This window comes from Sphingobium sp. RS1, assembly GCF_056156825.1.
The window spans coordinates 456,105-481,456 of the sequence record NZ_JBLZXE010000002.1 but is presented as its reverse complement, the minus strand read 5'-3'; the positions used below and the strand labels follow the sequence as shown (position 1 = coordinate 481,456).

Annotated in this window: 19 protein-coding genes; 10 read left to right on the top strand and 9 right to left on the bottom strand. The window is 64.8% G+C overall.

What is annotated here, in order from left to right; genetic code table 11:
- Positions 1-55: 55 nt before the first annotated feature.
- Together ACNHGR_RS03970 and ACNHGR_RS03965 are read left to right on the top strand one after the other, a co-directional pair.
- Positions 56-1,639: a cisplatin damage response ATP-dependent DNA ligase gene (locus ACNHGR_RS03970; protein WP_475284202.1), complete on the top strand. Its 1,584-nt coding sequence runs from the start codon at positions 56-58 to the stop codon at positions 1,637-1,639.
- Between the two features lie 27 nt (positions 1,640-1,666).
- Entirely contained in the window at positions 1,667-2,014 is a 348-nt protein-coding gene (locus ACNHGR_RS03965; protein WP_475284201.1) for a GFA family protein, read from the top strand.
- Between the two features lie 61 nt (positions 2,015-2,075).
- Here the strand turns inward: ACNHGR_RS03965 and ACNHGR_RS03960 are convergent, their stop codons facing one another.
- A complete protein-coding gene (locus ACNHGR_RS03960) occupies positions 2,076-3,086 on the bottom strand; it encodes a hypothetical protein (RefSeq protein WP_475284200.1) in 1,011 nt (336 codons plus the stop codon).
- A 62-nt stretch (positions 3,087-3,148) separates the two neighbouring features.
- On the opposite strand from ACNHGR_RS03960, the gene ACNHGR_RS03955 reads away from it, so the two are divergent.
- From ACNHGR_RS03955 to ACNHGR_RS03945, 3 genes are all read left to right on the top strand, one after another.
- The gene (locus tag ACNHGR_RS03955) at positions 3,149-4,354 is read left to right on the top strand and encodes a saccharopine dehydrogenase family protein (protein ID WP_475284199.1); all 1,206 of its coding nucleotides are present in this window, start codon (positions 3,149-3,151) and stop codon (positions 4,352-4,354) included.
- 103 nt (positions 4,355-4,457) lie between these two features.
- A complete protein-coding gene (locus tag ACNHGR_RS03950; RefSeq protein ID WP_475284198.1) occupies positions 4,458-5,630 on the top strand; it encodes a carboxynorspermidine decarboxylase in 1,173 nt (390 codons plus the stop codon).
- Positions 5,631-5,879: 249 nt separating this feature from the next.
- Positions 5,880-7,079 carry a type III PLP-dependent enzyme gene (locus ACNHGR_RS03945; RefSeq protein WP_475284197.1) on the top strand — a complete coding sequence of 400 codons (1,200 nt, stop codon included), beginning with the start codon at positions 5,880-5,882 and terminating at the stop codon, positions 7,077-7,079.
- Positions 7,080-7,251: 172 nt separating this feature from the next.
- Here the strand turns inward: ACNHGR_RS03945 and ACNHGR_RS03940 are convergent, their stop codons facing one another.
- Genes ACNHGR_RS03940 through ACNHGR_RS03910 form a run of 7 tightly spaced genes read right to left on the bottom strand, consistent with a single transcriptional unit; the run spans position 7,252 to position 15,088 of the window.
- A complete protein-coding gene (locus ACNHGR_RS03940) occupies positions 7,252-8,457 on the bottom strand; it encodes a class I SAM-dependent RNA methyltransferase (RefSeq protein WP_475284196.1) in 1,206 nt (401 codons plus the stop codon).
- Positions 8,454-9,818: an NAD(P)H-hydrate dehydratase gene (locus tag ACNHGR_RS03935; protein ID WP_475284195.1), complete on the bottom strand. Its 1,365-nt coding sequence runs from the start codon at positions 9,816-9,818 to the stop codon at positions 8,454-8,456. The genes ACNHGR_RS03940 and ACNHGR_RS03935 overlap by 4 nt, the downstream gene beginning before the upstream one ends.
- Positions 9,815-10,192 (bottom strand): hypothetical protein, encoded by a 378-nt coding sequence (locus ACNHGR_RS03930; protein WP_475284194.1) that lies wholly within the window; start codon positions 10,190-10,192, stop codon positions 9,815-9,817. The genes ACNHGR_RS03935 and ACNHGR_RS03930 overlap by 4 nt, the downstream gene beginning before the upstream one ends.
- On the bottom strand, positions 10,189-10,905 hold the full coding sequence (locus tag ACNHGR_RS03925; RefSeq protein ID WP_475284193.1) for an N-formylglutamate amidohydrolase: 717 nt from the start codon (positions 10,903-10,905) through the stop codon (positions 10,189-10,191). The genes ACNHGR_RS03930 and ACNHGR_RS03925 overlap by 4 nt, the downstream gene beginning before the upstream one ends.
- Positions 10,902-11,795 (bottom strand): 4-(cytidine 5'-diphospho)-2-C-methyl-D-erythritol kinase, encoded by an 894-nt coding sequence (locus ACNHGR_RS03920; protein WP_475284192.1) that lies wholly within the window; start codon positions 11,793-11,795, stop codon positions 10,902-10,904. The genes ACNHGR_RS03925 and ACNHGR_RS03920 overlap by 4 nt, the downstream gene beginning before the upstream one ends.
- On the bottom strand, positions 11,782-13,416 hold the full coding sequence (locus tag ACNHGR_RS03915; protein ID WP_475288314.1) for a tetratricopeptide repeat protein: 1,635 nt from the start codon (positions 13,414-13,416) through the stop codon (positions 11,782-11,784). The genes ACNHGR_RS03920 and ACNHGR_RS03915 overlap by 14 nt, the downstream gene beginning before the upstream one ends.
- Positions 13,417-13,435: 19 nt before the next feature.
- Positions 13,436-15,088, bottom strand: a complete 1,653-nt coding sequence (locus ACNHGR_RS03910; protein ID WP_475284191.1) for an electron transfer flavoprotein-ubiquinone oxidoreductase — start codon at positions 15,086-15,088, stop codon at positions 13,436-13,438.
- A gap of 131 nt (positions 15,089-15,219) precedes the next feature.
- On the opposite strand from ACNHGR_RS03910, the gene ACNHGR_RS03905 reads away from it, so the two are divergent.
- The 4 genes from ACNHGR_RS03905 to ACNHGR_RS03890 all read left to right on the top strand — a co-directional run bounded on the left by ACNHGR_RS03905 (position 15,220) and on the right by ACNHGR_RS03890 (position 19,624).
- On the top strand, positions 15,220-15,960 hold the full coding sequence (locus ACNHGR_RS03905) for a uracil-DNA glycosylase family protein (protein WP_475284190.1): 741 nt from the start codon (positions 15,220-15,222) through the stop codon (positions 15,958-15,960).
- On the top strand, positions 15,957-17,738 hold the full coding sequence (locus ACNHGR_RS03900) for a lytic transglycosylase domain-containing protein (RefSeq protein WP_475284189.1): 1,782 nt from the start codon (positions 15,957-15,959) through the stop codon (positions 17,736-17,738). Before ACNHGR_RS03905 ends, ACNHGR_RS03900 begins: the two co-directional genes overlap by 4 nt.
- Entirely contained in the window at positions 17,738-18,265 is a 528-nt protein-coding gene (gene moaB / locus ACNHGR_RS03895) for a molybdenum cofactor biosynthesis protein B (RefSeq protein WP_475284188.1), read from the top strand. Before ACNHGR_RS03900 ends, moaB begins: the two co-directional genes overlap by 1 nt.
- Before the next feature lie 291 nt (positions 18,266-18,556).
- Positions 18,557-19,624, top strand: a complete 1,068-nt coding sequence (locus ACNHGR_RS03890) for a PA0069 family radical SAM protein (RefSeq protein ID WP_475284187.1) — start codon at positions 18,557-18,559, stop codon at positions 19,622-19,624.
- 191 nt (positions 19,625-19,815) lie between these two features.
- On the opposite strand, the gene dnaE is transcribed toward ACNHGR_RS03890, so the two are convergent.
- Complete coding sequence (dnaE, locus tag ACNHGR_RS03885; RefSeq protein ID WP_475284186.1) at positions 19,816-23,358, bottom strand: DNA polymerase III subunit alpha; 3,543 nt, start codon at positions 23,356-23,358, stop codon at positions 19,816-19,818.
- 156 nt (positions 23,359-23,514) lie between these two features.
- Here dnaE and ACNHGR_RS03880 point away from each other — a divergent pair, with 156 nt between their 5' ends.
- Positions 23,515-25,323, top strand: a complete 1,809-nt coding sequence (locus ACNHGR_RS03880) for a GGDEF domain-containing protein (protein ID WP_475284185.1) — start codon at positions 23,515-23,517, stop codon at positions 25,321-25,323.
- Positions 25,324-25,352: the final 29 nt, after the last annotated feature.

Sequence of the window (25,352 nt, the reverse complement as noted above, 5' to 3'; positions counted from 1 at the left end):
TCCCTCCGCGTCTCCGCGTCTCCGCGCGAACAAAATCCTGTCTGGGTCGCGTCTGATGCGCGCCTTTTCCCAACTCCTCGACGGCCTGGTCTACACCCGCTCGCGCAATGGCAAGCTGGCCCTGATCGCCGCCTACATGCGCGAAGCGCCCGATCCCGACCGGGGCTGGGCGCTCGCGGCGCTCACCGGCAATCTCGACCTGAAAGCGGTCAAGGCCTCCGCCATCGGTGAAATGATCCGCGCCCGCACCGATCCCGTCCTTTATGAAATGAGCCGCGACTATGTCGGCGACCTCGCCGAAACCGTCGCGCTCCTTTGGCCGAAACGCGACGACCAGCCCGCCGAACTGGACGACGGCTCGCTCAGCCTGTCCGCCGTCATCGACCGCCTCCATGGCGTCAGCCGCGCCGCCGCGCCCGACGCACTGGCGCAAATGATGGATCATCTCGACGCCTCCGGCCGCTTCGCCCTGCTCAAACTCGCCACGGGTGGCCTGCGCGTCGGCATCTCCGCCCGCCTCGCCAAGACCGGCTTCGCCCAGGCCTTCCACCTCGATGTCGATGATGTCGAACAGGTCTGGCACGCCCTCGCTCCACCCTACACGGCACTATTCGACTGGGCCGAAGGCCGCACCGGCCGCCCCGACCCCGAAGGTACGCCCTATTTCCGCCCCTTCATGCTCGCCCACCCGCTCGAAGCCGACAGCGTCGACCTCACCGACTATGCCGCCGAATGGAAATGGGACGGCATCCGCATCCAGATCGTCGGCACCGGAACCGAAACGCGCCTCTACAGCCGCGCGGGCGACGACATATCGGGCAGTTTCCCTGAAATCGCGCAGGCCTTCACCGGCCATGCCGTGCTGGACGGCGAACTGCTGGTGAAAGGCGACACGCAAGGGGGCGAGGCCGCCAGCTTCAACGCCCTGCAACAGCGGCTCGGCCGCAAGGCGGTCAGCGCGAAGATGATGGCCGATTATCCCGCCTTCGTCCGCCTCTACGATCTGCTGATCGAAGGCGACGACGACCTGCGTGCCCTCCCCTGGGACCAGCGCCGCGCCCGGCTGGAATCCTATATGGCGCAGCTTCCCGCCGACCGTTTCGACCTCTCCGCGCTGATCGAAGCCCCCGATTTCGAGGCCCTCGCCGACATCCGCGCCGGTGCCCGCGACGCCGCAATCGAAGGCGTCATGCTCAAGCGCCGCGACAGCCCCTATGTCGCCGGGCGCAAGGCCGCGCTGTGGTATAAATGGAAACGCGATCCGCTGACCGCCGACTGCGTCATGATGTATGCCCAGCGCGGCCATGGCAAACGCTCTTCCTTCTATTCGGACTACACGTTCGGCTGCTGGACCGAAGACGGCGAATTGCTGCCCGTGGGCAAGGCTTATAGCGGCTTCACCGACGAAGAATTGAAATGGCTCGACCGCTTCGTCCGCCAGAACACGGTCGCCCGCTTCGGCCCTGTGCGCGAAGTGGAAAAGACGCTGGTGCTGGAAGTCGCGTTTGACAGTATCCACGACAGCAAGCGCCACAAATCCGGCCTCGCCATGCGCTTCCCCCGCATCGCCCGCCTCCGCAAGGACAAGCCGGCGGCGGAGGCTGATACGGTCGAGGGATTGAAGCGGCTGGTGAGTTGATCCATAAGGATCAAAAGGAGAACGGATATGACCTATGAAGGAAGCTGCCATTGCGGCGCGGTGACGTTCAGCGTCGCCGCCGACGCGCCGACCGAAGGCATGAGTTGCAATTGCTCTCATTGCAGCCGCAAGGGGTTTGTCCTGACCTTCGTGCCGGCCGACCAGTTCACGCTGGAAAGCGGCGCCGATCACCTCACCGACTATCTCTTCTACAAGCACAATATCACGCATCAATTCTGCAAGACCTGCGGCGCGCAAGCCTTCGCGCTCGGCAAGTCACCGCAGGGCGACATGCGCGCCATCAACCTGCGCTGCGTGCCCTCTGTAGATATCGATGCTCTGACGATCCAGAAGGTCGATGGAGCGAGTTTCTAGGGAGCGCGGTTCATCTTGCGCACGGTAGAGCGGAAATTAGCCACCTCCGGACTATCGCCCTTCAATCCAGCCGCCGCACCCGCGCGCCATTGCCGCCCTTCTGCCCGCCAGCCTCGATCGATCGGATATAGCTGCCGTTAATGACCATCCCCGTGGCAGGATCGATATCGGCCTCCAGCACATCGTTGATCCTGATGTCGCCCAATGCCTTGCGCATTTCGGCGATCTTGCCTTCCGGGGCCTCGTCGCCGCTCGCCCGGATCATCGCTTCCAGATAGGATGTGATCGCGTCACCGGCCGTCTTCGGGTCCATCTCCGTATGTTGTTCCCAATGATAGGCCGTCGCCGGACGGCTCAGCCGCATGCGGCTGGTCGCTGGCAGCGGCATTGGGAAAATGCCGGTGTCCAGTTCGATCTGCGCCTCATACCATTCGCCCAATTCCCGGGGATTTCGTCCCAGCCCCAGGAAGGTCGCCCAGGGTTTCAGGAACATCTGGGCCGCCTGCTCCGGCGTCAGTTGCTGGAAACCCGCGGCCATCTTCTCGATCATCGCGGCGGCCGGCGCCCGCTTGGCTTCATCCGGCTCGATCAGCGCGACCATGTCCTTCATCCCCGCGCCGATCTTGCCCTTCAGCGCGTCCCAGTCGCGCAGTCGCAATACCGCGCCATCAGCGCCCACATCATATTCCATCGGCTCCATGAAAGGGCGCAGCGATGGCGGCATCTTCGGATCGCCAACTTTCAGGTTGAACTCGGTCAGGCCCGGCAGCGTCCCCTTCACCAGTTCGATGCGCAGCACATAGCCTTCCCCCTCGCGGCGGAACCGCATCACCTGCTCGACAATCCCCTGCTGTTCCTGCCCGGCCCGATTGCGAAGGGTCGACACTTCATAGCGCAGCGGCTGGTCCAGCGGCGGTGCAAAGGTCAGTTTCACCTCGCCTTTCGTCACCTGCGTCTCGGCCGTCTGTTCGGCCGCCCGCACCGCCGGTATGCCGCCCATCATCGCCATCAGGATCAGCCCGGCGACCATCGGCTTTTTGACACAGAACCAACTCTGACTTTGCGCTGTCATTCGAGCCTCCTATATGGGCGCTTTCGCGCGTCTGGCGCGACCATAGCCATGGAGCAGTTGTAGTGAGCAAGGTTCTTGTTATCGGCGCGGGCGGCGTCGGTTCTGTCGCAGTCCACAAGATGGCGATGAACCCGGATATTTTCAGCCATATCACGCTCGCCAGCCGCCGCATCGTCAGCTGCGAAAAAGTCGCCGAATCAGTAAAGGCGCTGGTCGGCGTGGACATCGACGTGGCGCAGGTTGATGCCGACAATGTCGAAGAGACGATCGCCCTCATCCAGAAGATCAAGCCCAAGCTGGTCGTGAACCTGGCCCTGCCCTATCAGGATCTGGCGATCATGGACGCCTGCCTGGCTACGAAAACCGACTATCTCGACACCGCCAATTACGAACCGCGCGACACCGCCAAGTTCGAATATAGCTGGCAGTGGGCCTATCAGGACCGCTTCAAGGAAGCCGGCATCATGGCGCTGCTGGGCTCGGGCTTCGACCCCGGCGTCACCAGCGTCTTCGCCTCCTACATCAAGAAGCATCTGCTCGACCGGATCGACACGCTCGACATCCTCGATTGCAATGGCGGCGACCATGGCCAGCATTTCGCCACCAACTTCAACCCGGAAATCAACATCCGCGAAGTGACCGCCCCGTCGCGCCATTGGGCGAACGGCGAATGGGTCGAAGGCCCTGCGCTCAGCCACAAGCAGAGCTTCGACTTCGATCAGGTCGGGCCGAAGAACATGTACCTCATGTATCATGAGGAACTGGAATCGCTCGCGAAATTCTATCCCGAAATCAAGCGCATCCGCTTCTGGATGACCTTCGGCGACGCTTACCTCAAGCATCTCGAAGTGCTCCAGAATGTCGGCATGACCCGGATCGACCCGGTCATCTATAATGGCCAGGAAATCATCCCGCTCCAGTTCCTCAAGGCTGTACTGCCCGAACCGTCGAGCCTGGGGTCCACCACCAAGGGCAAGACCAATATCGGCGACATCGCCACTGGTGAGAAGGACGGCCAGCAAAAGACCGTCTATGTCTACCAGATCTGCGACCATGAGGAAGCCTATGCCGAAACCGGCAATCAGGCGGTCAGCTACACCACCGGCGTGCCCGCGATGATCGGCGCGGCGATGATGCTGACGGGCGCATGGAAAGGGGCAGGCGTGTTCAACATCGAACAGTTCGATCCCGATCCCTTCATGGACATGCTGAACAAGCACGGCCTGCCCTGGCAGGTGAAGGAACTGGACGCGCCGCTGGCCTTCTAAGCGCCGCGCTGAGAAATAATCGTCATTGCGAGCGTAGCGAAGCAATCCAATGGCGCTCCCTTGGATTGCTTCGCTGCGCTCGCAATGACGGAGTTGTGACTTCATGGAAACCAAGGCCGGCGATCCCGCCGCTTTCGCCCATTTCGACCTGTACCGCGTCCCCTCGCCCGCCTTCGTGGTGGACGAGGCCGCGGTGCGCCGGAACTTGGCCGTCCTGCGCGACATTGGCGAGCGCGCCGGCATCAAGGTGCTGGGCGCGCTCAAGGCCTTTTCCATGTGGTCGCTCGGCAGCGTCGTTGGCGAATATCTGGATGGCGTCTGCGCATCGGGCATCTATGAAGCCCGCCTCGGCCGGGAGGAATATAAGGGTGAGGTCGCGACCTATTGCGCCGCCTACAAGCCCGCCGACCTTGCCGAAATCCTCAGGATTTCGGACCATGTCATCTTCAACAGCCCCGGCCAGATCGCCCGGATGAAGCCGGTGATCGATGCCGCCCGTGCCGAAGGGCGCATCTTCGACATCGGCCTGCGCCTCAACCCTCTCAATCCGGAGGGGGAAGTGCCCAAATATGACCCGTCGCAGCCTCACAGCCGCCTCGGCTTCCCGATCGACCAGCTCCGCGCGGAGCATCTGGACGGCGTCGACGGCCTTCACGTCCATAACCTGTGCGAACAGGATTTCCTGCCGCTCGAACGGACATGGAAGGCGATCGAGCCGTTCGTCATGCCCCATGTCGAGGGCCTCAAATGGCTGAATTTCGGCGGCGGCCACCATGTCACCCGCGCCGACTATCAGATCGACGACCTCATCGCCTTCCTTCAGCGGATCAAGGCGCAGACCGGCCTCGAACTCTATATCGAGCCGGGCGAGGCGATGGCGCTCGACGCCGGCATATTGATCGGCGAAATTCTCGATGTGATCGACAATGGCATGCCCGTCGCCATCACCGACATCAGCGCCACCTGCCATATGCCTGATGTGATCGAGGCACCCTATCGTCCCGCCATGCTGCATGAGCCGGAAGAAGGCCCGGTCACCCGCCTTGGCGGCCCGTCCTGCCTCGCCGGCGACATTATCGGCGATTATCGCGTGCCTGGCGGCGCCGAACCGGGCGCCCGTATCGCCTTCCTCGATCAGGCCCATTATTCGATGGTGAAGACCAACACCTTCAACGGCGTGCCCCTGCCGGCCATCTGGCTCTGGAATAGCGAATCCGATCAACTCACGGAAATCCGATCCTTTTCATATGACGATTTTAAGTCTCGGCTATCCTGACTTTCATCGCTCAGGCGCCTGACAACCTGCGTTAATCGGGCGGAAACCATCTTCCGCCCGATCGGAATATCCTTTCTTTTCAACATCTCACCTAAGCTCCCGCACGGTTCGTGGCAGGCTGCGCAACAAAATTCAGATGCGTGCTTTACAGGGGGAACCCCTACGCATATATCGGCCGCTCGCTGCCCCATGGGACTTCCACCGCAAGGCAGCTTTTTTCGCCCTGAACTACACTGGAGGTCCCTTGAATTGCACAAGCATCCTAGCGCGCTGGGGGTAGCGACCGCCCTCAAACCGGCAGCACCGGTAACGCTGATTCGCCCCGAGGCCGCTGCTCGGGCCGCCCAATTCTTCACTGAGAAGTTTCCGGGTCGCTCTCTCTATGCGGTCAAGGCCAATCCGTCTCCTGATCTGATCCGCACGCTTTTCGCATCGGGCATCACGCATTTCGACGTGGCCTCGATCGCTGAAGTGCGTCTGGTCGCAGAGACGCTTGCCGGGGAAGAGGGCGTCAAGCTCTGCTTCATGCACCCGGTCAAGGCCGAAGAAGCGATCGCGCTGGCTTATCATGACTATGGCGTGCGCACCTTCTCGCTCGACACGATCGACGAGTTGGAAAAGATCATGCGCGCCACCGGCGATGCGACCGATCTGGAGCTGTGCGTTCGCCTGCGCGTATCGTCCGAACATTCGGAACTCAGCCTCGCGTCGAAGTTCGGCGCGGAACTGGGCGAAACTCGCGAACTGCTGATGGCCACTCGTCAGGCCGCCGATGCGCTGGGCATCTGCTTCCATGTCGGCAGCCAGGCGATGAGCCCGCAGGCCTATAGCGATGCGATCGAGCGCGTGCGCGCCGCCATCGTGGACGCGGCCGTCACGGTCGACATCATCGATGTCGGCGGCGGCTTCCCGTCCATCTATCCGGGCATGGAACCGGTCGCGCTCGAAAATTATTTCGAAGCGATCCACCGTGGCTTTGAAAGCCTGCCGGTCAGCTATTCGTCGGAACTGTGGTGCGAACCCGGCCGCGCGCTGTCGGCCGAGTATAGCTCGATCATCGTCCGCGTCGAACGCCGCCGTGGCGACGAACTCTACATCACCGACGGCGCCTATGGCGCGCTGTTCGACGCCGCGCATATCGGCTGGCGCTTCCCCGTGGCTCTGCTGCGGGAAGACGAAAGCGAGGAGGAACTGACCGGTTTCTCCTTCTACGGCCCGACCTGCGACGACATGGACCATATGGTCGGCCCCTTCATGCTCCCGTCGGACGTGAAGGTCGGCGACTATATCGAAATCGGCATGCTCGGCGCCTATGGCGCGGCGATGCGCACCGGTTTCAACGGCTTCACGTCGGAAGCGACGATCGAGGTGGAGGATGAGCCGATGGCCAGCCTCTACACCGAAGTTCTGCCGGCCCGCCGTCGCGCAAACGTCATCAAGCTGGGCTAACCGCCTCGCAAGAGAGGATTAAGTCCCTCGCCGCTTCCCCTTTGCGGCGAGGGATTTTTCTTATCTACGATAGCTTCACCCCGCCTCACTCCGTCATTGCGAGCGCAGCGAAGCAATCCATGCGCGCGCCAGTGGATTGCTTCGCTGCGCTCGCAATGACGCGGCTTACAGGTTATTTGCGAAAGATGCCCACCAGTTCGACATGGGTGGTCCAACGGAACTGCCCGACCGGCTTGACGCTATCCAGCCGATAGCCCGCCGCCGTCAGATGCACGGCATCACGCGCGAAGCTGGCGGGATTGCAGGACACATAGGCAATCACCGGCACGCTCGAAGCTGCCAGTTGCAGCACCTGCTCCTTCGCACCTGCGCGCGGCGGATCGAGCACCACGGCGGCAAAGCGGTTCAGTTCCTCCGGCGTCAATGGCCGGCGGAACAGGTCGCGATGATCCGCCACCATCCGCCGCTGCGCCCGCGCGCCAGCCTGCTTGAGCGCCAGGATCGCATCGCGCGCACCTTCCCCGGCATAGACCGGCCGCTTGCCGCCCAGCGCCAGCGCAAAGGTGCCCAGCCCCGCAAACAGATCGGCGATCGCCCCACTTTCCGGCAGCGCATCACGCACCGCCCCGACCAGCGCCGCCTCGCCATCGGGCGTGGCTTGCAGGAAGGCGAAGGGTGGAAATCCCACCGGTACCCCGCCAAAGCTGACCGTCACCGCTTCCGGCTCCCAGCGCGTCTGCGGCCCGTCCCCTTCATCGATGGTCAACCGCGCCAGCTCATGCCCGCGTGCAAAATCGCCCAGCGCCTCATCCGCGCTCAGCCCCTCCACCTTCACGCCCTCCAGCAGCAGGTCGACGCCCTGATCGACCAGCGACATCCGCACATGCGCCGCCCGTTTGTCCGGCAGGATCGTCGCCAGCAGCCCCCGCAAAGGCGCGAGCAGTCCGAACAGCGTCGGGTCCAGCACGCTGCACATGTCGAGGTCGATCAGCTTGTGGCTGCCCTCCTCGGCAAAACCGATGGTCACGCGCTTGCCCGCCCGCGCCGCGCGCAGCGACGCCCGCCGCCGCGTCATGGGCGGCGAGATATGCGGCGGCAGCACGGTACCTGGCACCACGCCCTGCCCGGCCAGCGCGCCCACGACGCGCCCGATCACGAAATCGGCATAGCTTTCATCGTCGAGCTGCTGGATCTGGCACCCGCCACAGGCCGGGAAATGGCGGCAGGGCGGCTCGACATGATGCACGCCGAAGACGATGCTGCCGTCCGGCGCGATCCGGTCACCCGGCGCGGTCAGCGGGAAATGGCGGCCGTCGGCCGTAATGCCATCGCCCCTGGCGGCGATGCGGATGATGGTGTCTGGGTCGCTATCTGTCACAATCGCGCGGCGATAGCCGCTGGCAGGCCGGCAAGCAAATCATCCGCGACAAAAGCCGGGCCCGCCCGCCGCGCCGCCTCGCCATGCAGCCACACCGCCTCGCATGCCGCGCGGAACGGATCGCCCGTTACCGCCAGCCGCCCGGCCGCCAGTCCCGCCAGCACATCGCCGGTCCCTGCGGTCGACAGCCATGGCGAAGCCCCGCTCGTCACCATCGCCCGGCCATCCGGCGCAGCGATGACGCTATCCGCGCCCTTGTAGATGATGACACTACCGCCGCGAGCAGCGGCAGCGAGAGCCCGATCGATCTTGCTGCTATCCATGTCGCCGAACATGTGATCGAATTCGCCTTCATGCGGAGTTACGATCGCCGGATTCGGCAAATCACCAAATCCCATTTCCGCGAACATACACAGCGCATCGGCATCGGCGACATAGGGTATATCCGCACTGGCCGCCGCGACCAGCCTGCTCCAGGCGACGGGATCACGCCCCAGCCCAGGCCCGACCAGCACTGCCTTGGCCCGATCGAAATCCAGCGTCCCGCTCCGCACGATCGCATGGCTCAGACCCGGAACCGCCGCATCCGCGATCAGCCTGACATAGCCCGCCCCGGATCGCGCCGCCGCTTCCGCCGACAGGCAGGCCGCGCCCGCTATGTCGCCGGCCACTACCGCCACAAGACCACGCCGATATTTATGCGCATCCGCTCCCGGCGCGGACAATGCGGGCGCCCCCAGTCGATGCACTGCACTCGGCACCGCAATGCCGATATCGGCCAGCACCAGCCGGCCCATATGGCTCGCCGCCGGCTGCAGCAGATGGGCCGGCTTCCACGCCCCCAGCGCAATACAGGTCGAAAAGCGCGGCACGGCGGACAGCAGCGCCCCGCTATCCGTATCCACCCCACTCGGCAGGTCTACCGCATGACTGATGGTCGCCGCCCCGGCCAGTTCGCCCAGCCGCGCCGCCACCGCTTCGTCCAGCCCGCGCGTCAGCCCGGTCCCGAACAGCGCATCGATCAGTTGCGTAGCCGGCCCGGCGCTCATCATATCCTCGACCGGTCCGTTCCACGCCGCCCGCGCCCGCTGGCTCGACACCGTCCGGCTCTCGCCCAATGCCGCCACCCGCACCGCCACGCCCCGTTCGCGCAGCAACCGCGCGATCACATAGCCGTCGCCGCCATTATTGCCCGGCCCACACAGGACCAGAACATCGCGCCGATGCCCCGCACGCCAGATGATCTCCGCCGCCGCCGCGCCGGCCGTCTCCATCAGTCCATATTGATCGACGCCCGTATCGAAAGCCGCCTGCTCCGCCGCGCGCATCTGCGCCGCCGTCAGGATCGGCCCGCTGCTCATGGCCTGCTGGCCACGCCGATCTGCGCCGGCAGCCGATAGCGGTCGCTCCCCGCCACCAGCTCGATCCGCTTGTCGTCCAAAATCGTCAGCTTCGCCGACTCCGCGCCATCGGCCGCTTCCAGCCCGCGCCCGTCATCCAGCACGCGAAACCGCCGGAACCCGCCATCAGGATGCCGCAGCGTCAGCATCTTGCCGACCCGCTCCACCCCGCAATCATGCGCCCATTCATGCGATCCGCCGAGCGCGCAATCCGCCTTGTCGTCGACTGGCCCAGCCTGCGCCGTCACTCCGGCCTGCTGCTGCGCAGTGGGCGCCTGCTCGCCACAGGCTGCCAAGGTCGCCAGCACCACCAGCGCGCATCCGATCCGCCTCATGCCAATGCGCTCCTGCACGCCAATGCCACCGGCCCCAATATCGACGCGAAACGCGCCTGTCCGGCGGCGTCGCCGACCAGATCCTGCCGCATCTCCACGCCCAGATAGGGGATGCCACTGGCCTCGGCATGGCGGTTCATCGTCGCATTGAGCAACGTCCCGGCATAGGGCAACTGGTCGCCGACCTTCAGCCCCGCCGCCTCCAGCATCGGAATGGCGATCCGCGCCGCCCGGTCGTCCCGATTATACAGCACGCCAATATCCCATGGCCGCTGCTGGTCGGGATCGCTCGCCAGCTTGGGCGTGAAGCTGTGCACCGACAGGATGAAGGGCGATGTCATCCCCTTCAGCAAGTGCGCCACCCGATGATGATAGGGATGGTGAAAGCGCATCATCCGATCGTTCAGATCGGCCCCGCGATTGCCGGGAATGGCATGGCCATCGCTCATCACCGGCAACAGGCCGGGCGCATCCTCCTCCCGATTGAGGTCGATCACCAGCCGCGACACGCCGCCCAAAATCGCCGTTACCCCCAATTCTGCCGCCAGCAACCGGCTGACCTCGGCCACGCCGATGTCGATCGCGATATGCTCGGCGAGCAGCGCCGGATCGATGCCCAGGTCGATATCCGCCGGCACATGGGCGGAAGCATGGTCGGCGACGATCAGCAGGTCCAGCCCGCCACCGTCAATCTGTTGATAGGCTTGCGTCATGCGCTCCTGATCCGGCTTTCCATCGTCCACCAATCGTCATGGGCCTCCGCCACCGCCCGCGCCGCCGCCGCCATGGCGGCCTCACTGCGGAACAGCGCAAAACAGGTCGCGCCCGATCCCGACATGCGTGCCAGCAACACATCCTCCTGTGCCACCAGCATCGCCAGCACATCCCCAATCACCGGCTCCACCGCCAAAGCCGCCGCCTCCAGATCGTTGCGGCCATCGGCGTACAGGGCGTCCAAGCTATCGGCATCCAGCGCGCCCCGATCGATCCGGTCCCACCCGGCAAAAACCCGCGCGGTCGATACCCCGACCCCCGGATTGACCAGCAGCATCGGCAGCCCTTCCAGCCCCTCGACCGCATGCCGCGCCAATGCCTCGCCGCGCCCCGTGACCATCTGGGTCACGCTCGCGACACAGGCCGGCACGTCCGACCCCAAATCCAGCGCCAGCCCGGCCAGTTCCTGCGGTTCGATCCGCACATCCCACAGCCGCGCCAGCAGGCGCAACGTCGCGGCGGCATCGGCCGACCCGCCGCCAATCCCCGAAGCCACCGGCAAATATTTCGTCAGCCGGATCGCCGCGCCCCGCTCCGTCCCCAGATAGGCCTGCAAAGCCCGCGCCGCCCGCACCACCAGATTGTCCGCGCCCGCATCCAGCGCCGCGCCGAACGGCCCGTCGATGCTGAGATCGATCGCCCCGTCCTCGCTCGCCCATCCCTGCACCACATCGCCATGCTCGGCGAAGACGAACAGGCTCTCTAGCGCATGATAGCCATCATCCCGCCGCGCACGGACATGCAGCGCGACATTGACCTTGGCATAGGCGATCTCGGTAACGGGCTCCGTCGGCGCATCCGCGTCCAGCGCCATTTCAAGGTGCGGCATATTCGGGCTTCATTCCCTCTTTGCGCTTCGCTTCAAGCCGCGCGGCCACGTCGCCCTCGGCAAACACCGATGCGGCGGCCCAGGCATAGCGCGCTTCATACCGGCGACCGGCAACCCACAGCGCATCGCCCAGATGCTCGTTGATCGTGCTATCGGTCGGCGCCGCCGCCGCCGCCCGTTCCAGCACCGGCACCGCTTCATCGACATTGCCGGTCACGAACTGCGCCCAGCCCAGCGAATCCGTGATGGATGCATCCTGCGGCTTCAGCGCGCTCGCTTTCTTCAGCAATGTCAGCGCCGCCTCGACATTCTGCCGCCGCTCAATCTGCGCATAGCCCAGATAGTTCAGGATCACCGGCTCGTTGGGCGCCATTATCGCCGCCCGCTCCAGCACGACCCGCGCCTCATCCCATCTTTTGCCCTGTTCCAGCGCGCTGCCCTCGAACAGCAGCAGCGTCCAGGGCAGTTGCTCCGGCGCATAGCCGGCCTGTGCCGCATGGAAAGCCGCCGCGGCGCCATCGAAATCCCGCTTCTGCGACAATAATCGGCCAAGGCGCACATGCCGTTCCGCTTCCGCGCCCGGTTCCGCTGCCTGCGCCCGTGCCAGCGCCAGCGCGCCGTCCATGTCGTCGCTCGCCGCCAGCGCGTCGATCAGTTCGGCCTGCGCCACCGCGCCATACCAGTCCTTCGCCGGCACCTTCCCCGCCTCGGCGACGGCACCGGCCGGATGCTCCTGCGTCGTCAGCAGGCGCGCGGTGATGATATGCACCTCGGCGCTGTCGGGGTCGGCAAAGGTGGCGATCCGCGCCAGCCGCAGGCCAAGCGGGGAGGCACTCGCATCGGAGGAGACATCCACGGCCAGCCGCGACAGCAGGCGGGCGAAGCCCTGCGCCGGCGTCACCGCCGCAGCCAGCGGCTTGGGTATCCTGCCCTTTTCGATATCCGCACGCGCCCGCGCGAAATTGGCGCTGCCCATCGGCAGCAGCACCAGCGCCTCCGTCCTGGCCCCGCGCGCCGCAAGCTGCCCCGCAACGGCCAGCCGCAACGCCGTGCCGTCGCCGCTCCGTACCGCCAACGCCTTGCGGATTGCCGGCACCGCCGTCGCCAGATCGCGCCGGGCGAGCGCTTGAAACGCGATATGTTCATCGGCATAACGCAGGCCCAGCGCCGCGAACCGGTCTTTGCCGTCGATCACCGGCGGCGCATATTGGCCCTCGCCCAGCGATATCCAGCTACGGATGATCGGCGCCAGAAAGGCGAAATTGCCTTCCTCCACCATCCGGTCGGTCATCGTCCGGGCGCCGGCCCAATCCTTCGCCGTCAGCGCATCGCCGATCCGCAACAGCGTACCGTCGCGCGGCAGGGCGCCGGCCGCATCCAGCAGCGCCGCCGATTGCCGCGCCAGCAACCGGTCGCCGCTCTCCATCCCCTGCGCATAGGACCGGCGCGCAATCTCGATCCGCGCCGGGTCCTGCTTCAACGCCTCGCGATAATTGGCGACCGCCAGCGTCAGCGCGCCATCGCCATCCGCCATTCGCGCCCGCGCATAGGCGTGGAGCGCTCCATCGGGTTCCACCGACGCGCCGGCGCCTGTCGGGAACAGGGCCGGGCTTGTCAGCAGCAGGACGGGGATCAGGCGCTTACATATTGGGATAGTTCGGCCCTCCACCGCCTTCGGGGACGACCCAGTTGATATTCTGGGTCGGGTCCTTGATGTCGCACGTCTTGCAATGGACGCAATTCTGCGCGTTGATCTGGAATTTGGGAAGCCCTTCATCCGCCCCAACCACCTCATAGACGCCGGCAGGACAGTAACGCTGCGCCGGCTCGTCATAAAGGGGCAGATTGTAGCTGATCGGGATCGCCGGGTCTTTCAGTTGCAGATGGACCGGCTGGTCCTCCTCATGATTGGTGTTGGACAGGAACACCGACGACAGCCGGTCGAAGCTGACTACGCCATCGGGCTTGGGATAATCGATCTTCGCGCAGGCGTCCTTCGGCCAGATCTTCTCATTATCGGCCTTGTGCTTCATCGTGAAGGGCAGGCCGATCTTGAGCGTGCGCATCCACATGTCGATGCCCGCCAACAGCGTGCCGATCGTCCCGCCAAACTTGCTGAGCAACGGCTCGGCATTCTTCACCAACTGCAATTCGCTCGCGATCCAGCTCGACCGCAGATTGTCCTCATAATCGGCCAGCGTATCGCCCGCGCGATCCGCCTGCACCGCCGCAAACGCTGCTTCGGCCGCCAGCATGCCCGACTTCATCGCCGTGTGCGTGCCCTTGATCCGCGGCACGTTGACGAAGCCGGCCGAACAGCCGATCAGCGCGCCGCCGGGGAAGACCAGCTTGGGGATCGACTGCCAGCCACCCTCGTTGATCGCGCGCGCACCGTAGGACACCCGGCGCCCGCCCTCCAGGAATTTGCGGATTTCCGGATGCTGCTTCCAGCGCTGGAACTCCTCGAACGGATAGAGATGCGGGTTGCGGTAGCCCAGCCCCACCACGAAGCCCAGCGCCACCTGCCCATTGGCCTGATGATAGAGGAACCCGCCGCCATAGGCATCGGTCAGCGGCCAGCCCTGCGAATGGATCACCAGACCCGGCTGATGCAGCGCAGGATCGATGTCCCACAATTCCTTCATGCCCAGGCCATAGACCTGCGGCTCGCTGTCCGCGTCCAGCGCGAACTGGCGCTTCAATATCTTGGTCAGGTGCCCGCGCGCGCCTTCCGCAAAGAAGGTATATTTCGCATGTAGTTCCAGCCCCGGCTGATAATCGCCCTTGCGATTGCCTTCGCGGTCGATGCCCATGTCGCCGGTGGCCACGCCCTTCACGCTGCCATCCTCATGGTAGAGGATTTCCGCCGCCGCAAAGCCGGGGAAGATTTCCACACCCAGCCCCTCGGCCTGCTCCGCCAGCCAGCGGCACAGATTGCCCAGCGATCCGGTATAGGTGCCCTTATTATGCATCCAGCCCGGCGTCATGATATGCGGCATGCTGATCTTGCCGTTCTTGGTGAGGAACCAGTGCTGGTTGTCGGTCACCGGCACATCGGCCAGCGAACAGCCCATGTCGCGCCACGCGGGCAGCAATTCATCCAGCGCCCTGGGATCGATCACCGCGCCCGACAGGATATGGGCGCCGATTTCCGACCCCTTCTCCAGCACGCACACCGCCACTTCCTGACCCGCATCATTGGCCAGCTGCTTCAACCGGATCGCCGCTGACAAGCCCGCAGGCCCCCCGCCGACAATCACGATGTCATACGGCATCGATTCCCGTTCGCTCATTCATCCCTCCATTCCGGCATCGGCGGGCTGCACCCCGTGTCATCCGATCGCCGCATTACTCCAACACTTTACCAGTCAAGGCGATGAAGCACCTTGACCCGATCGTCAACCTCTGGCCCTAGCTGATTGTGATGCGGGGTTTATTGCAGGATGATGCGGCAGTTTCCGCCGATGCCTATCTGGCATGGTGGCAACTGGCCGGGGTAGATGGCGCCGTAACGGAAGCGCCAGTCAACTGGCTGCGCCCCGCTCCCGCGCGGCCGACACCCGCGAACGAGGCTGTTTCGACCGCTTCCGTGGTAGAAAAGCCCCGAACCCTCGAATCGTTCCTTGCCTGGCTTGCTAGCGATCCGGCGCAGCCCGAACGGCGCTGGTCCGGCATACAGATCGCGCCGGTCGGCAAGGCGCAGGCCGCGCTGATGGTCGTGACCGACCTGCCCGATCCCGCCGATCTCTCCGAAGGGCGGCTCTTGGCCGATCGCGCCGGCCTTCTGTTCGACGCCATGCTGCGCGCCATCGGCCTCGACCGGGATGGTATCCATCTGGCCTCGCTCTTCACCGCCCGCCCACCCGGCGGCATGGTGGAGGCATCGGACCTTGCCATCGCCGCCACCCGCATGCGCACCCATGTCGCGCTGGCCCAGCCCCGCCGCCTGCTGCTGCTGGGCGATCGGACGATCCGTGCACTGCTTCCGACCGGCGACGACCCACACGCGCAGGCCCCCGCCAGCGGTTTACGCGACTTTAACCATGATGGCGGCAATGTGCCCGCCGTCGCCACATTCCATCCCCGGCTGCTGCTGTCCCAGCCCGCGGCCAAGGCGGAATGCTGGCGCACCCTGCAAAGCCTGATCGAGGAAGCCCGTCCGTGATTCGCGCCGCGACCCAAATATCCCGTCTTGCCCTGATTGCCATGGGCCTCGCCGCCGCGCTGCCCGCCACGGCTGAAACCACCCCGATCCTGCCGACCGCCCTCCCCGTCGAGGCTTCCCCGCTGCAACTGAGCGACGGCGACAAGGCGCGCTATCGCGCTATCTTCTCCGCCATCTCTGCCCAGCAATGGAATGATGCGAAGGCGATGATCGCCGCGCTCGACAGCCAGGATGCCGTCCGTCCGCTGGCCCTTTCCGAACTTTATCTGGCCAAGGGGTCGCCGCGCGTCGAACTGTTCGACCTGCTCGACCTGGTGAATAAGGCCGCCTGGCTGCCCAAGGCCGACCAGTTGTCCCGTCTGGCGCAGAAGCGCGGCGCGACCATCCTGCCCACTTTGCCGCAGATTCAGAAGATGGTCTGGCTGGGCGCGGCGCCCCGCCGCCAATATGTCGCCGCAGTGAAGACAGACGTCGCTGCGCAGGCGCTCGCCGGCCAGATTCAGAATTATGTGAAGAATGACGATCCGATCGGCGCCGAAGGGCTGCTGGCAACCGGCGAAGCAGGCCTCACCAATGAGGGGCTGACCGAAGTGCGCCAGCGCGTCGCCTGGGCTTATTATATCGAAAATGACGACACCAACGCCCGCCGCATGGCCGCGCGCGCGCTGGAAACCCGCACCGGCGGCGACTGGACCGTGCAGGCGCACTGGACCACCGGCCTCGCTGCCTGGCGCCAGAATGACTGCCGCACCGCCGCACCCGCCTTCGCCAATGTCGCCGCCTTGGCTGGCGACGCCGACATGCGCTCGGCCGGCGCCTATTGGGCCTCGCGCGCCTATATGGTCTGCGGCGAGGCGGAAAAGGTCGCCAATTATCTCAAGCAGGCGGCCCGTTCCGACGAAACCTTCTACGGCCTGCTCGCCCGCGAATCGCTTGGCCTGCCCTTGGGTGGCGCCCCGGTCGGCAGCCGCTTCGGCGCGCTGGAATGGAACAAGCTGAAAGGTAGCCCCAACGCCCGCGCCGCCATCGCCCTGTCCGCGATCGGCGACAATGGCCGGGCCGACGAACTCATCCGCTATCAGGCGAAGATCGGCGGCAGCGATCAATATGACGCGCTGCTCCGCCTCGCCAGCGCCTTGAACCTGCCCGCGACCCAGCTCTGGCTCGCCCATAATGGCCCGGCCGGCAAGCAGCCCGACAGCTTCGCCCGCTTCCCCGCGCCCGACTGGCGCCCGGACGGCGGCTGGCGCGTCGACCCCTCGCTCATCTACGCCCATACGCTCCAGGAATCCGGTTTCCGCGCCGATGTGGTCAGCAGCGCGGGCGCGCGCGGCCTGATGCAGGTGCGTCCCGGCACGGCGGGCGACGTCGGCCTCGCCAACGCATCGCAACTGTTCGTGCCGTCGACCAACATGGAATATGGTCAGCGCTACCTCGAATCCCTGCGCGACATGAGCGCGACGGGCGGCCTCCTGCCCAAGGTCATGGCCGCCTATAATGCCGGCCCGCTGCCGGTCGATCGCTGGAACACGCAGGTCCATGACAAGGGCGATCCGCTGCTCTTCATGGAATCGCTGCCCTATTATGAAACCCGCGCCTATGTGAACATCGTCATGCGCAACTACTGGATGTACCAGATCCAGGCGAAGGGCAGCGCCGATTGCCTGACCGGCATGGCGCAGGGGATGTGGCCGACCTTCCCCAATGCCAAGGGCGTGAAGCTGGTCCGCCTCAGCAAGGCCGACGGTCGCGGCAGCATGGGCGGCGGCTCCGACTGATGCCGATTGACGAGAGCCGGACCTTCATCCCGGTTCGCATCGCCGTGCTGACCATATCCGACACGCGCGGCCTGGCCGAGGATCGCTCCGGCGACGCGCTGGTCGAGCGGCTGGAGCATGCAGGCCATATCCTCGCCGCCCGCTATATCGAGCGGGACGACAAATCCGCCATCGTCGCCCGGCTCCACGCCTGGATAGACGACCCGCAAATCGACGTCATCCTCACCACCGGTGGCACCGGCGTCACCGGCCGCGACGTCACGCCCGAAGCGCTGGCGCAGGTGCAAGACAAGGAAATCCCCGGTTTCGGCGAACTGTTCCGCTGGCTGAGCTACCAGAGCATCGGCACCTCAACCATCCAGTCCCGCGCCACCGCCTGCGTCGCGCGCGGCACCTATATCTTCGCGCTGCCCGGCTCGACCGGTGCGGTGAAGGACGCGTGGGACGGCATCCTCGTCACCCAGTTGGACAGCCGTTTCCGCCCCTGCAACTTCGTGGAACTCATGCCCCGCCTGACGGAACGTTAGGGCGGGATGACATATGTCGGCATCGTCATTGCGAGCGGAGCGAAGCAATCCATGGCGCACCACAGTGGATTGCTTCGCTCCGCTCGCAATGACGGAATGGGTCAATGTGAAGTCATCTGGCTCTAGGGTCCGCAGCAACACCGCGATCCGTTCACGCTCGGCCTGCCCAAGCCTCGCTCTTGCCTATGACATTTTCATTAGTTAGCTAACTAAGTAAAACGATATAGCGATTTACCTGTCTGACTCGCTGTCTCACTTTGACATTTTGTTCCCAATATGTTCTCATGCTTCATGGCTATCGAGAAAGGCAGAGGCGCAACGCTGAACGGCGACAGCCGCCGCTTCAACCTGCCCCAGCGGGAAGCGGACGGCGACTGGCTCGATGCGCTCACCGACATTGACGGCCCGCTCGCCCGTACCCGGACACAGGTCACGGTCGAACATCCCCGCACCATCATCACCCGCAACGCCAGCCCCGACATCGGCTTCAGCCAGTCGATCAACGCCTATCGTGGCTGCGAACATGGCTGCATCTACTGCTTCGCCCGGCCCAGCCATGCCTATCACGACCTGTCGCCGGGGCTGGACTTCGAAACGAAGCTCTTCGCCAAGCCCGACGCCGCAAAGCTGCTCCGCGCCGAACTGTCGAAGAAGACCTACGCCGTCGCGCCGATTGCGATGGGGACCAATACCGATCCCTATCAGCCGATCGAGAAGGACTGGCGCATCACCCGCTCCATATTGGAGATCATGGTCGAAACCCGCCATCCGACCTACATCACCACCAAGTCCGACCGCATATTGCGCGACATCGACCTGCTGGCCGATCTGGCACGGGACGGGCTGGTCGCCGTGGTCCTCTCCGTCACCAGCCTCGACCCCGCGGTTGCGCGTACATTGGAACCCCGCGCGCCGCATCCGTTGCGCCGGGTGGACGCGATCCGCCAACTGGCCGAGGCCGGCGTCCCCGTCACCGCCAGCATATCTCCCATCATCCCGGCCATCACCGATCATGAAATCGAAGCGCTGGTCGCCCGCGTCGCTGCGGCCGGGGCCCGCGAAGTCACCTATATCCCCGTCCGCCTGCCGCACGAGGTCGCCCCGCTCTTCCGCGCCTGGCTGGAGGCCCATTATCCCGACCGCGCCGGCAAGGTGATGGCCATCATCCGCGACCTGCGCGGCGGGCGCGACAATGATCCGGACTTCGGCACGCGCATGCGAGGGCAAGGCGTCTGGGCCGACCTCATCCGCACCCGCTTCAGCAAGGCCCGCAAGCGGGCAGGCCTTGGCGCCGAACGCCTGACCCTGCGCACCGACCTGTTCCGTCCGCCCGAAGGCGCGCAGATGCGGTTATTTTAGACTGGGATGGATGGTTAGGGGACATAAGCCCCTCCCTTTCAAGGGAGGGGTTGGGGTGGGTGCGAGCAAAGCGAGCTTCGAACCTATCGACGGCAGAGCGCCGCTGCGCGGCGTACCCACCCCCGGCCCCTCCCTTGAAAGGGAGGGGAGAAAGAGTGTCCGCATCTGGCCGCCATCTGCCGCTAGCCCCCTCACCCCGCCAGTCGCATCGCCGACCGCCGCATCTTGGTGCGGTATCCATCCGCCTTCACGTCCATCCGTTCGAAGCGATGCACCGTCAGCCCGCGGATCGTGGCGATCGCGTCGACCTGATCCGCACCTAAACTATAATGGTCGCCCAGAAACAGCTTCGCGGCTTGCCCGTTGCCCACCGGCGCGCGCAGGAATATCTCGCTGCGGCCGCCACCGGCGCCAGCCAGCAACGCCGCCAGCGCGTCGATCGCCTCGGTCGTTTCCACATCGACCACCAGTTCCATGCGCGACGCGCTGGCGATGGTGCGGAAGGCTTCGATCCCGCGCACGGTCACGCGCGGCGTTTCTTCGCCCGGCAACCGATCCAGTTCCACGATCAGCAGCGCACAATCGCCATCGGCCGCCAGTTCCTCGATCGCCTTGCACGCCGCCTCGTCAAAGCAACTCGCCTGAAACTGACCGCTCTGGTCTGAGAAGGTGGCGTTGGCATAGCGCGCACCGCGCTTCGTTTCGCGCCAGCGCACATCCTCGACCATCGCCGCCATGATCGTCATCGCCCGCCCTTCAGCATTAGGCGCGGGCATGGGCGACTGGCAAACCAGGCCATAGCTTTTCGCGCCGCGCGCATCGGCCAGATGCTTGTAGCGATCAACAGGATGGGCGGAGAAATAGAAGCCGAATGCCTCTTTTTCCTGCGCCATGCGGTCCGCCACGGTCCAGGCCTGATGCGGCGGGATGCGGACATCGGCATGGGTCGTCTCGACATCGCCGAACAGGCCGCCCTGACCGCTCTCGCGCGCCGCTGCATTGCTCGACGCGACCGACAGGATGGTTTCCGCCGCCGCATGCACCCCGGCACGGTCGGCATGGATGCCGTCAAACGCCCCCGCCGCCGCGAGGCTTTCCAGCTGCCGCCGATTGAGCATCCTTGGCTCGATCCGGTCGGCAAAATCATCCAGCGACTTGAAAGGCCCGCCCTTGTCGCGCTCCTCGACAAGCTGCTCCATCGCCTTCTCACCCACGCCCTTCAGCCCGCCCAGCGCATAGCGCACCGCGAAACCAAGGCGCGCATCCTCGCCCTCATAAGGCACCGCCTCGACGGTAAAGTCCGCCTCGCTGCGGTTAAGGTCGGTCGGCAGGCAACTCAGCCCCATCCGCCGCATATCGTCCACAAACACGGTCAGCTTTTCGGTCAGATGGATGTCGAAGGCCATCGACCCGGCATAGAATTCCGCCGGATAATGGGCCTTGAGCCAGGCCGTCTGATAAGCGAGCAGCGCATAGGCGGCTGCGTGGCTCTTGTTGAAGCCATAGCCCGCAAATTTGTCGATCAGGTCGAACAGCTCGTTCGCCTTGGCCGGCTTGATGTCGCTGCGCGCGCAGCCCTCCACGAAGCGGGACCGCTGCGCGTCCATCTCCGCCTTCACCTTCTTGCCCATGGCGCGGCGCAGAAGGTCGGCGTCGCCAAGACTATAGCCGGCGAGTATCTGCGCGGCCTGCATCACCTGTTCCTGATAGACGAAGATGCCATAGGTTTCTTCGAGGATCGGTTTCAGGAGAATATGTGGATATTCAATCTCTTCCTGCCCGTTCTTGCGGCGGCCGAACATCGGGATATTGTCCATTGGACCGGGGCGATAGAGCGACACCAGCGCGATGATATCGCCGAAATTGGTCGGACGCACGGCGGCCAGCGTCTTGCGCATGCCTTCTGATTCCAGCTGGAACACGCCGACCGTGTCGCCGCGCTGGAGCAGGTCGTAGACCGCATTGTCGTCCCAGGCCAGCGTATCGAGATCGACCGTCACGCCCCGCCCGGCCAGCAACTGCACCGCCTTCTGCAACACCGACAACGTCTTGAGGCCAAGGAAGTCGAATTTCACCAGCCCCGCGCCCTCGACATATTTCATGTCGAACTGCGTCACCGGCATGTCCGATCGCGGATCGCGATAGAGCGGCACCAGCTGGCTGAGCGGCCGGTCGCCGATCACCACGCCCGCCGCGTGCGTCGAACTGTGGCGCGGAAAGCCCTCCAGCTTCATGGCGTAATCGATCAGGCGCTTGACCTGATTGTCATTGTCATATTCCGCCTTGAACTCGCTGACGCCGTTCAGCGACCGTTCCAGCGTCCAGGGATCGGTCGGATGGTTGGGCACCAGCTTGGCGAGCCGGTCCACCTGGCCATAGCTCATCTGCAACACGCGCCCGGTGTCCTTCAGTACCGCGCGCGCCTTCAACTTACCGAAGGTGATGATCTGCGCCACATGGTCCGCGCCATATTTCTGCTGGACGTAACGGATCACCTCACCGCGCCGCGTTTCGCAAAAGTCGATGTCGAAGTCGGGCATCGACACACGTTCCGGGTTCAGGAAGCGTTCGAACAGCAAACCAAGCTGCAACGGATCGAGGTCCGTGATCGTCAGCGCCCACGCCACCAGCGATCCCGCGCCCGAACCACGGCCCGGCCCCACCGGAATATCATGATCCTTCGCCCATTTAATGAAGTCGGCCACGATCAGGAAGTAACCGGGAAAGCCCATCTGGATGATGATGTCCGTCTCGAACTTCAGCCGGTCGAAATAGGGCGCGCGCGCCTCCGCCCCGATGATGCCGGCCTTTTCCAGCCGCATCTCCAGCCCCGCCGCCGCCTGCTCGCGCAGCATCACGCCCTCGCCCTCGATATCGCCGGCCAGGCTGGGCAGGATCGGCTTGCGCTTGGGCGCGGCAATGGCGCAGCGCTGCGCCACGACCAGCGTGTTGGCCAGCGCCTCGGGCAGATCCTCGAACAGGCGCTTCATCTCGCCCACCGGCTTCATCCAGGCGTCGGGCGAGCTGGTACGGCGATCGGGCGTCTCGACATAGGCGCTGTCGGCGATGCACAGCATCACGTCATGCGCCTCATGGAAATGCGGCTCGGCAAAGCAGGTCGGGTTGGTCGCCACCAAAGGCAGCCCGCGATCATAGGCCAGGTCGAGCAGTTGCGGCTCCGCCTTGCCCTCCACCGGGTCCAGCCGCCGGCAGATTTCGACATAAAGCCGGTCCGGAAACAGGGCCTCCAGCCGCTCGACATAGGCGATGGCTGCTTCGGGCTGATCCTCCGCAAACAACCGCGCCAGCGCACCCTCGCCACCGGCCGTCAGCGCGATGACGCCATCGGTCCGCCCCTCCAGCGCCTCAATCGTCACATGAGGCACCTCTTCAACCGGTCGGTCCAGATGCGCCATCGACACCAGCGCGCAGATATTGTCATAGCCGCCCGCATCCTGCGCATAGAGCGCGATCCAGTCATGCACCGGCGCCGCATTGGCCGGCCGGCCCGGCCGAAGCACACCCAGCATCGCGCCGATGATCGGCTGCACGCCCTCATCCTTGCACCCGTCGGAAAAGGCCATGGAGCCATAAAGCCCATTGCGGTCGGTGATCGCCGCCGCCGGAAAGCCCAATGCCTTGGCCTGCTTGGCAATCTTCTTGGGATCGATCGCCCCTTCCAGCATGGTGAAGGACGAGAAAACGCGCAGCGGAACGAACGGAGCATGAGGCATCGGGCCAATCTAGGCATGCCGTGCGATTCGGCCCACCCCCCGCACGACGAAATCTGTGGGTAAAGCTGTCTGGCGATGGTCTTTCCCGCGCCATCCTCCTCGATGGCCGCATCCTTAACGGATTACCAACCTGTCTGCGCTATCGTCGCCCGCACCATGCGTCTGTCCACGATCACCAATTGGGCCTATGGGGCCACCGTCGTCCTGACCCTCGCCTCGGGCGCCACCATGTTGATGGCCTCGGGCGCCGAAGAGCAGGAACGCGCCGCCGTAGCCCAGCGCGCCGCCTTCGATCAGGCAACCTCCACATTGGAGGAGGATGTCTATCGCCTGACCGAACAGGCGCGCGGCTTCGTCATCAGCGGCGATCCCAGCCACCTGATTGCCTATCGCCGCGAGAAGGAAGCGCTGCGCTCGGTCGAACAGCGCGTCGCCCACCTGCGCGATGCCGGCGCCAACGAAAGCGAACTGGCGGCCCTGCGTCAGGCGCTGCACTGGTCCGACGCGCTGACCGACGAGCAGGACGCCGCCATTCGCGCGTTCCAGGCCGGCGACGACAAGACCGGCCGCACTATCCTGTTCGGCGACGAATATGGCCGTGAACTGGATCGGGTCGCGGCACAGGTCGGCAAATTCCAATATATGCTGGACCAGCGGACCGAACATGCAGTGGATCGGGCGACCGACACGGCGCGAGAATGGCGCGGCATGTCGGAAGTCATGCTGGGCATTACCGCCCTCCTGTTCCTCTGCGTCCTCTATTTCGTCCTGAAACAGCGTATCCTGCACCCGGTGGTACGGCTCAGCGATGTCGTCACCCGCCTGGCGGCGCAGGATTGGGATGCCATCCCGCCGGACTCCGCCCATGTCGACGAGATTGGCGACATGGCGCAGGCGATCCGCATCTTCCGCGAAAACGGGCTGGAGCGGCAACGACTGGAACAGGAGCGTGACACCGATCGCACCATGCGCGACCTGCTGTCTCGCCTGACCCAGCGCTTGCAGGGCTGCGACAGCGTGACCGACCTTGTAGAGGTCGTCCGGCGCTTTGCCCCCGAAATTGCACCCGATTTTCCGGGCCGCCTCTACATCCACGACAATCGCCGCAATGCCATGACCCAGGCGTGCGACTGGCTCTCACCCGCTTATTCCCGTACCGAATTCTCGCCTTCGGCCTGCTGGGCGCTGCGCCGGGGCCAGACCCACCGCCCGATCGGCGACATGGTCGACATTCCCTGCGATCATCTGGACGCCATCGGCGCAGTCAGCACCATCTGCATCCCACTTGCGGCGCAAGGCGAAAGCATCGGCATGCTCTATTATGAGGAACCGATGCAGGCCAGTGCCGACCATCTGGAACGCACCGGCAAATATCTGGAGATGCTGGCGGAAAATATCGGCCTCGCCCTCGCCAATCTGCGCCTGCGCGACGTGCTGCGCGACATGGCGATGGCCGATGCGCTGACCGGCCTGCCCAACCGCCGCCAGTTCGACATCATGCTGCAAACGCTGGTGAACGAAGCGGAACGCAACCATTCGCCGCTCACCTGCCTGATGGTCGATATCGACCATTTCAAGCGGTTCAACGATAGTTTCGGCCATGATGCCGGCGATGCGGTGCTGCGCGCCGTGGGCAATGTGCTCGCTGACTCGCTCCGCGAAAACGGCCACGCCTTCCGTCTGGGCGGCGAGGAATTCGTCATATTGATGCCAGGCTTCAGCCTCGATCAAGCGCTGGGCCGCGCCGTCCAGATCCAGCGACGGCTGCAGGATTTGCAGATCGAACATCGCGGCAAGGAGCTGGGCGCCATCACCGCCAGCTTCGGCCTTGCAACCTTCCCCGACCATGGCCGGGCGGACAAGCTGCTCCAGACCGCCGACGCCGCGCTGCTTCGGGCCAAGGCCGAAGGGCGCGACCGCATCCTGGTCGCGACCGTACGGGATGGTGCCTCGGCGGCCGCCTAGCAAACATACCCGTTCGCTTCGAGCAGGTT

What these genes read in the sequence shown, in the direction of transcription:
- ACNHGR_RS03890 (WP_475284187.1), top strand. Translation starts at nt 18,557, where the DNA reads ATGGCTATCGAGAAAGGCAGAGGCGCAACGCTGAACGGCGACAGCCGC.
- ACNHGR_RS03960 (WP_475284200.1), bottom strand. Translation starts at nt 3,086, where the DNA reads ATGACAGCGCAAAGTCAGAGTTGGTTCTGTGTCAAAAAGCCGATGGTC.
- moaB (WP_475284188.1), top strand. Translation starts at nt 17,738, where the DNA reads ATGCCGATTGACGAGAGCCGGACCTTCATCCCGGTTCGCATCGCCGTG.
- ACNHGR_RS03950 (WP_475284198.1), top strand. Translation starts at nt 4,458, where the DNA reads ATGGAAACCAAGGCCGGCGATCCCGCCGCTTTCGCCCATTTCGACCTG.
- ACNHGR_RS03935 (WP_475284195.1), bottom strand. Translation starts at nt 9,818, where the DNA reads ATGAGCAGCGGGCCGATCCTGACGGCGGCGCAGATGCGCGCGGCGGAG.
- ACNHGR_RS03920 (WP_475284192.1), bottom strand. Translation starts at nt 11,795, where the DNA reads ATGCCGCACCTTGAAATGGCGCTGGACGCGGATGCGCCGACGGAGCCC.
- ACNHGR_RS03880 (WP_475284185.1), top strand. Translation starts at nt 23,515, where the DNA reads ATGCGTCTGTCCACGATCACCAATTGGGCCTATGGGGCCACCGTCGTC.
- ACNHGR_RS03930 (WP_475284194.1), bottom strand. Translation starts at nt 10,192, where the DNA reads ATGAGGCGGATCGGATGCGCGCTGGTGGTGCTGGCGACCTTGGCAGCC.
- ACNHGR_RS03905 (WP_475284190.1), top strand. Translation starts at nt 15,220, where the DNA reads ATGCGGGGTTTATTGCAGGATGATGCGGCAGTTTCCGCCGATGCCTAT.
- dnaE (WP_475284186.1), bottom strand. Translation starts at nt 23,358, where the DNA reads ATGCCTCATGCTCCGTTCGTTCCGCTGCGCGTTTTCTCGTCCTTCACC.
- ACNHGR_RS03970 (WP_475284202.1), top strand. Translation starts at nt 56, where the DNA reads ATGCGCGCCTTTTCCCAACTCCTCGACGGCCTGGTCTACACCCGCTCG.
- ACNHGR_RS03925 (WP_475284193.1), bottom strand. Translation starts at nt 10,905, where the DNA reads ATGACGCAAGCCTATCAACAGATTGACGGTGGCGGGCTGGACCTGCTG.
- ACNHGR_RS03910 (WP_475284191.1), bottom strand. Translation starts at nt 15,088, where the DNA reads ATGAGCGAACGGGAATCGATGCCGTATGACATCGTGATTGTCGGCGGG.
- ACNHGR_RS03965 (WP_475284201.1), top strand. Translation starts at nt 1,667, where the DNA reads ATGACCTATGAAGGAAGCTGCCATTGCGGCGCGGTGACGTTCAGCGTC.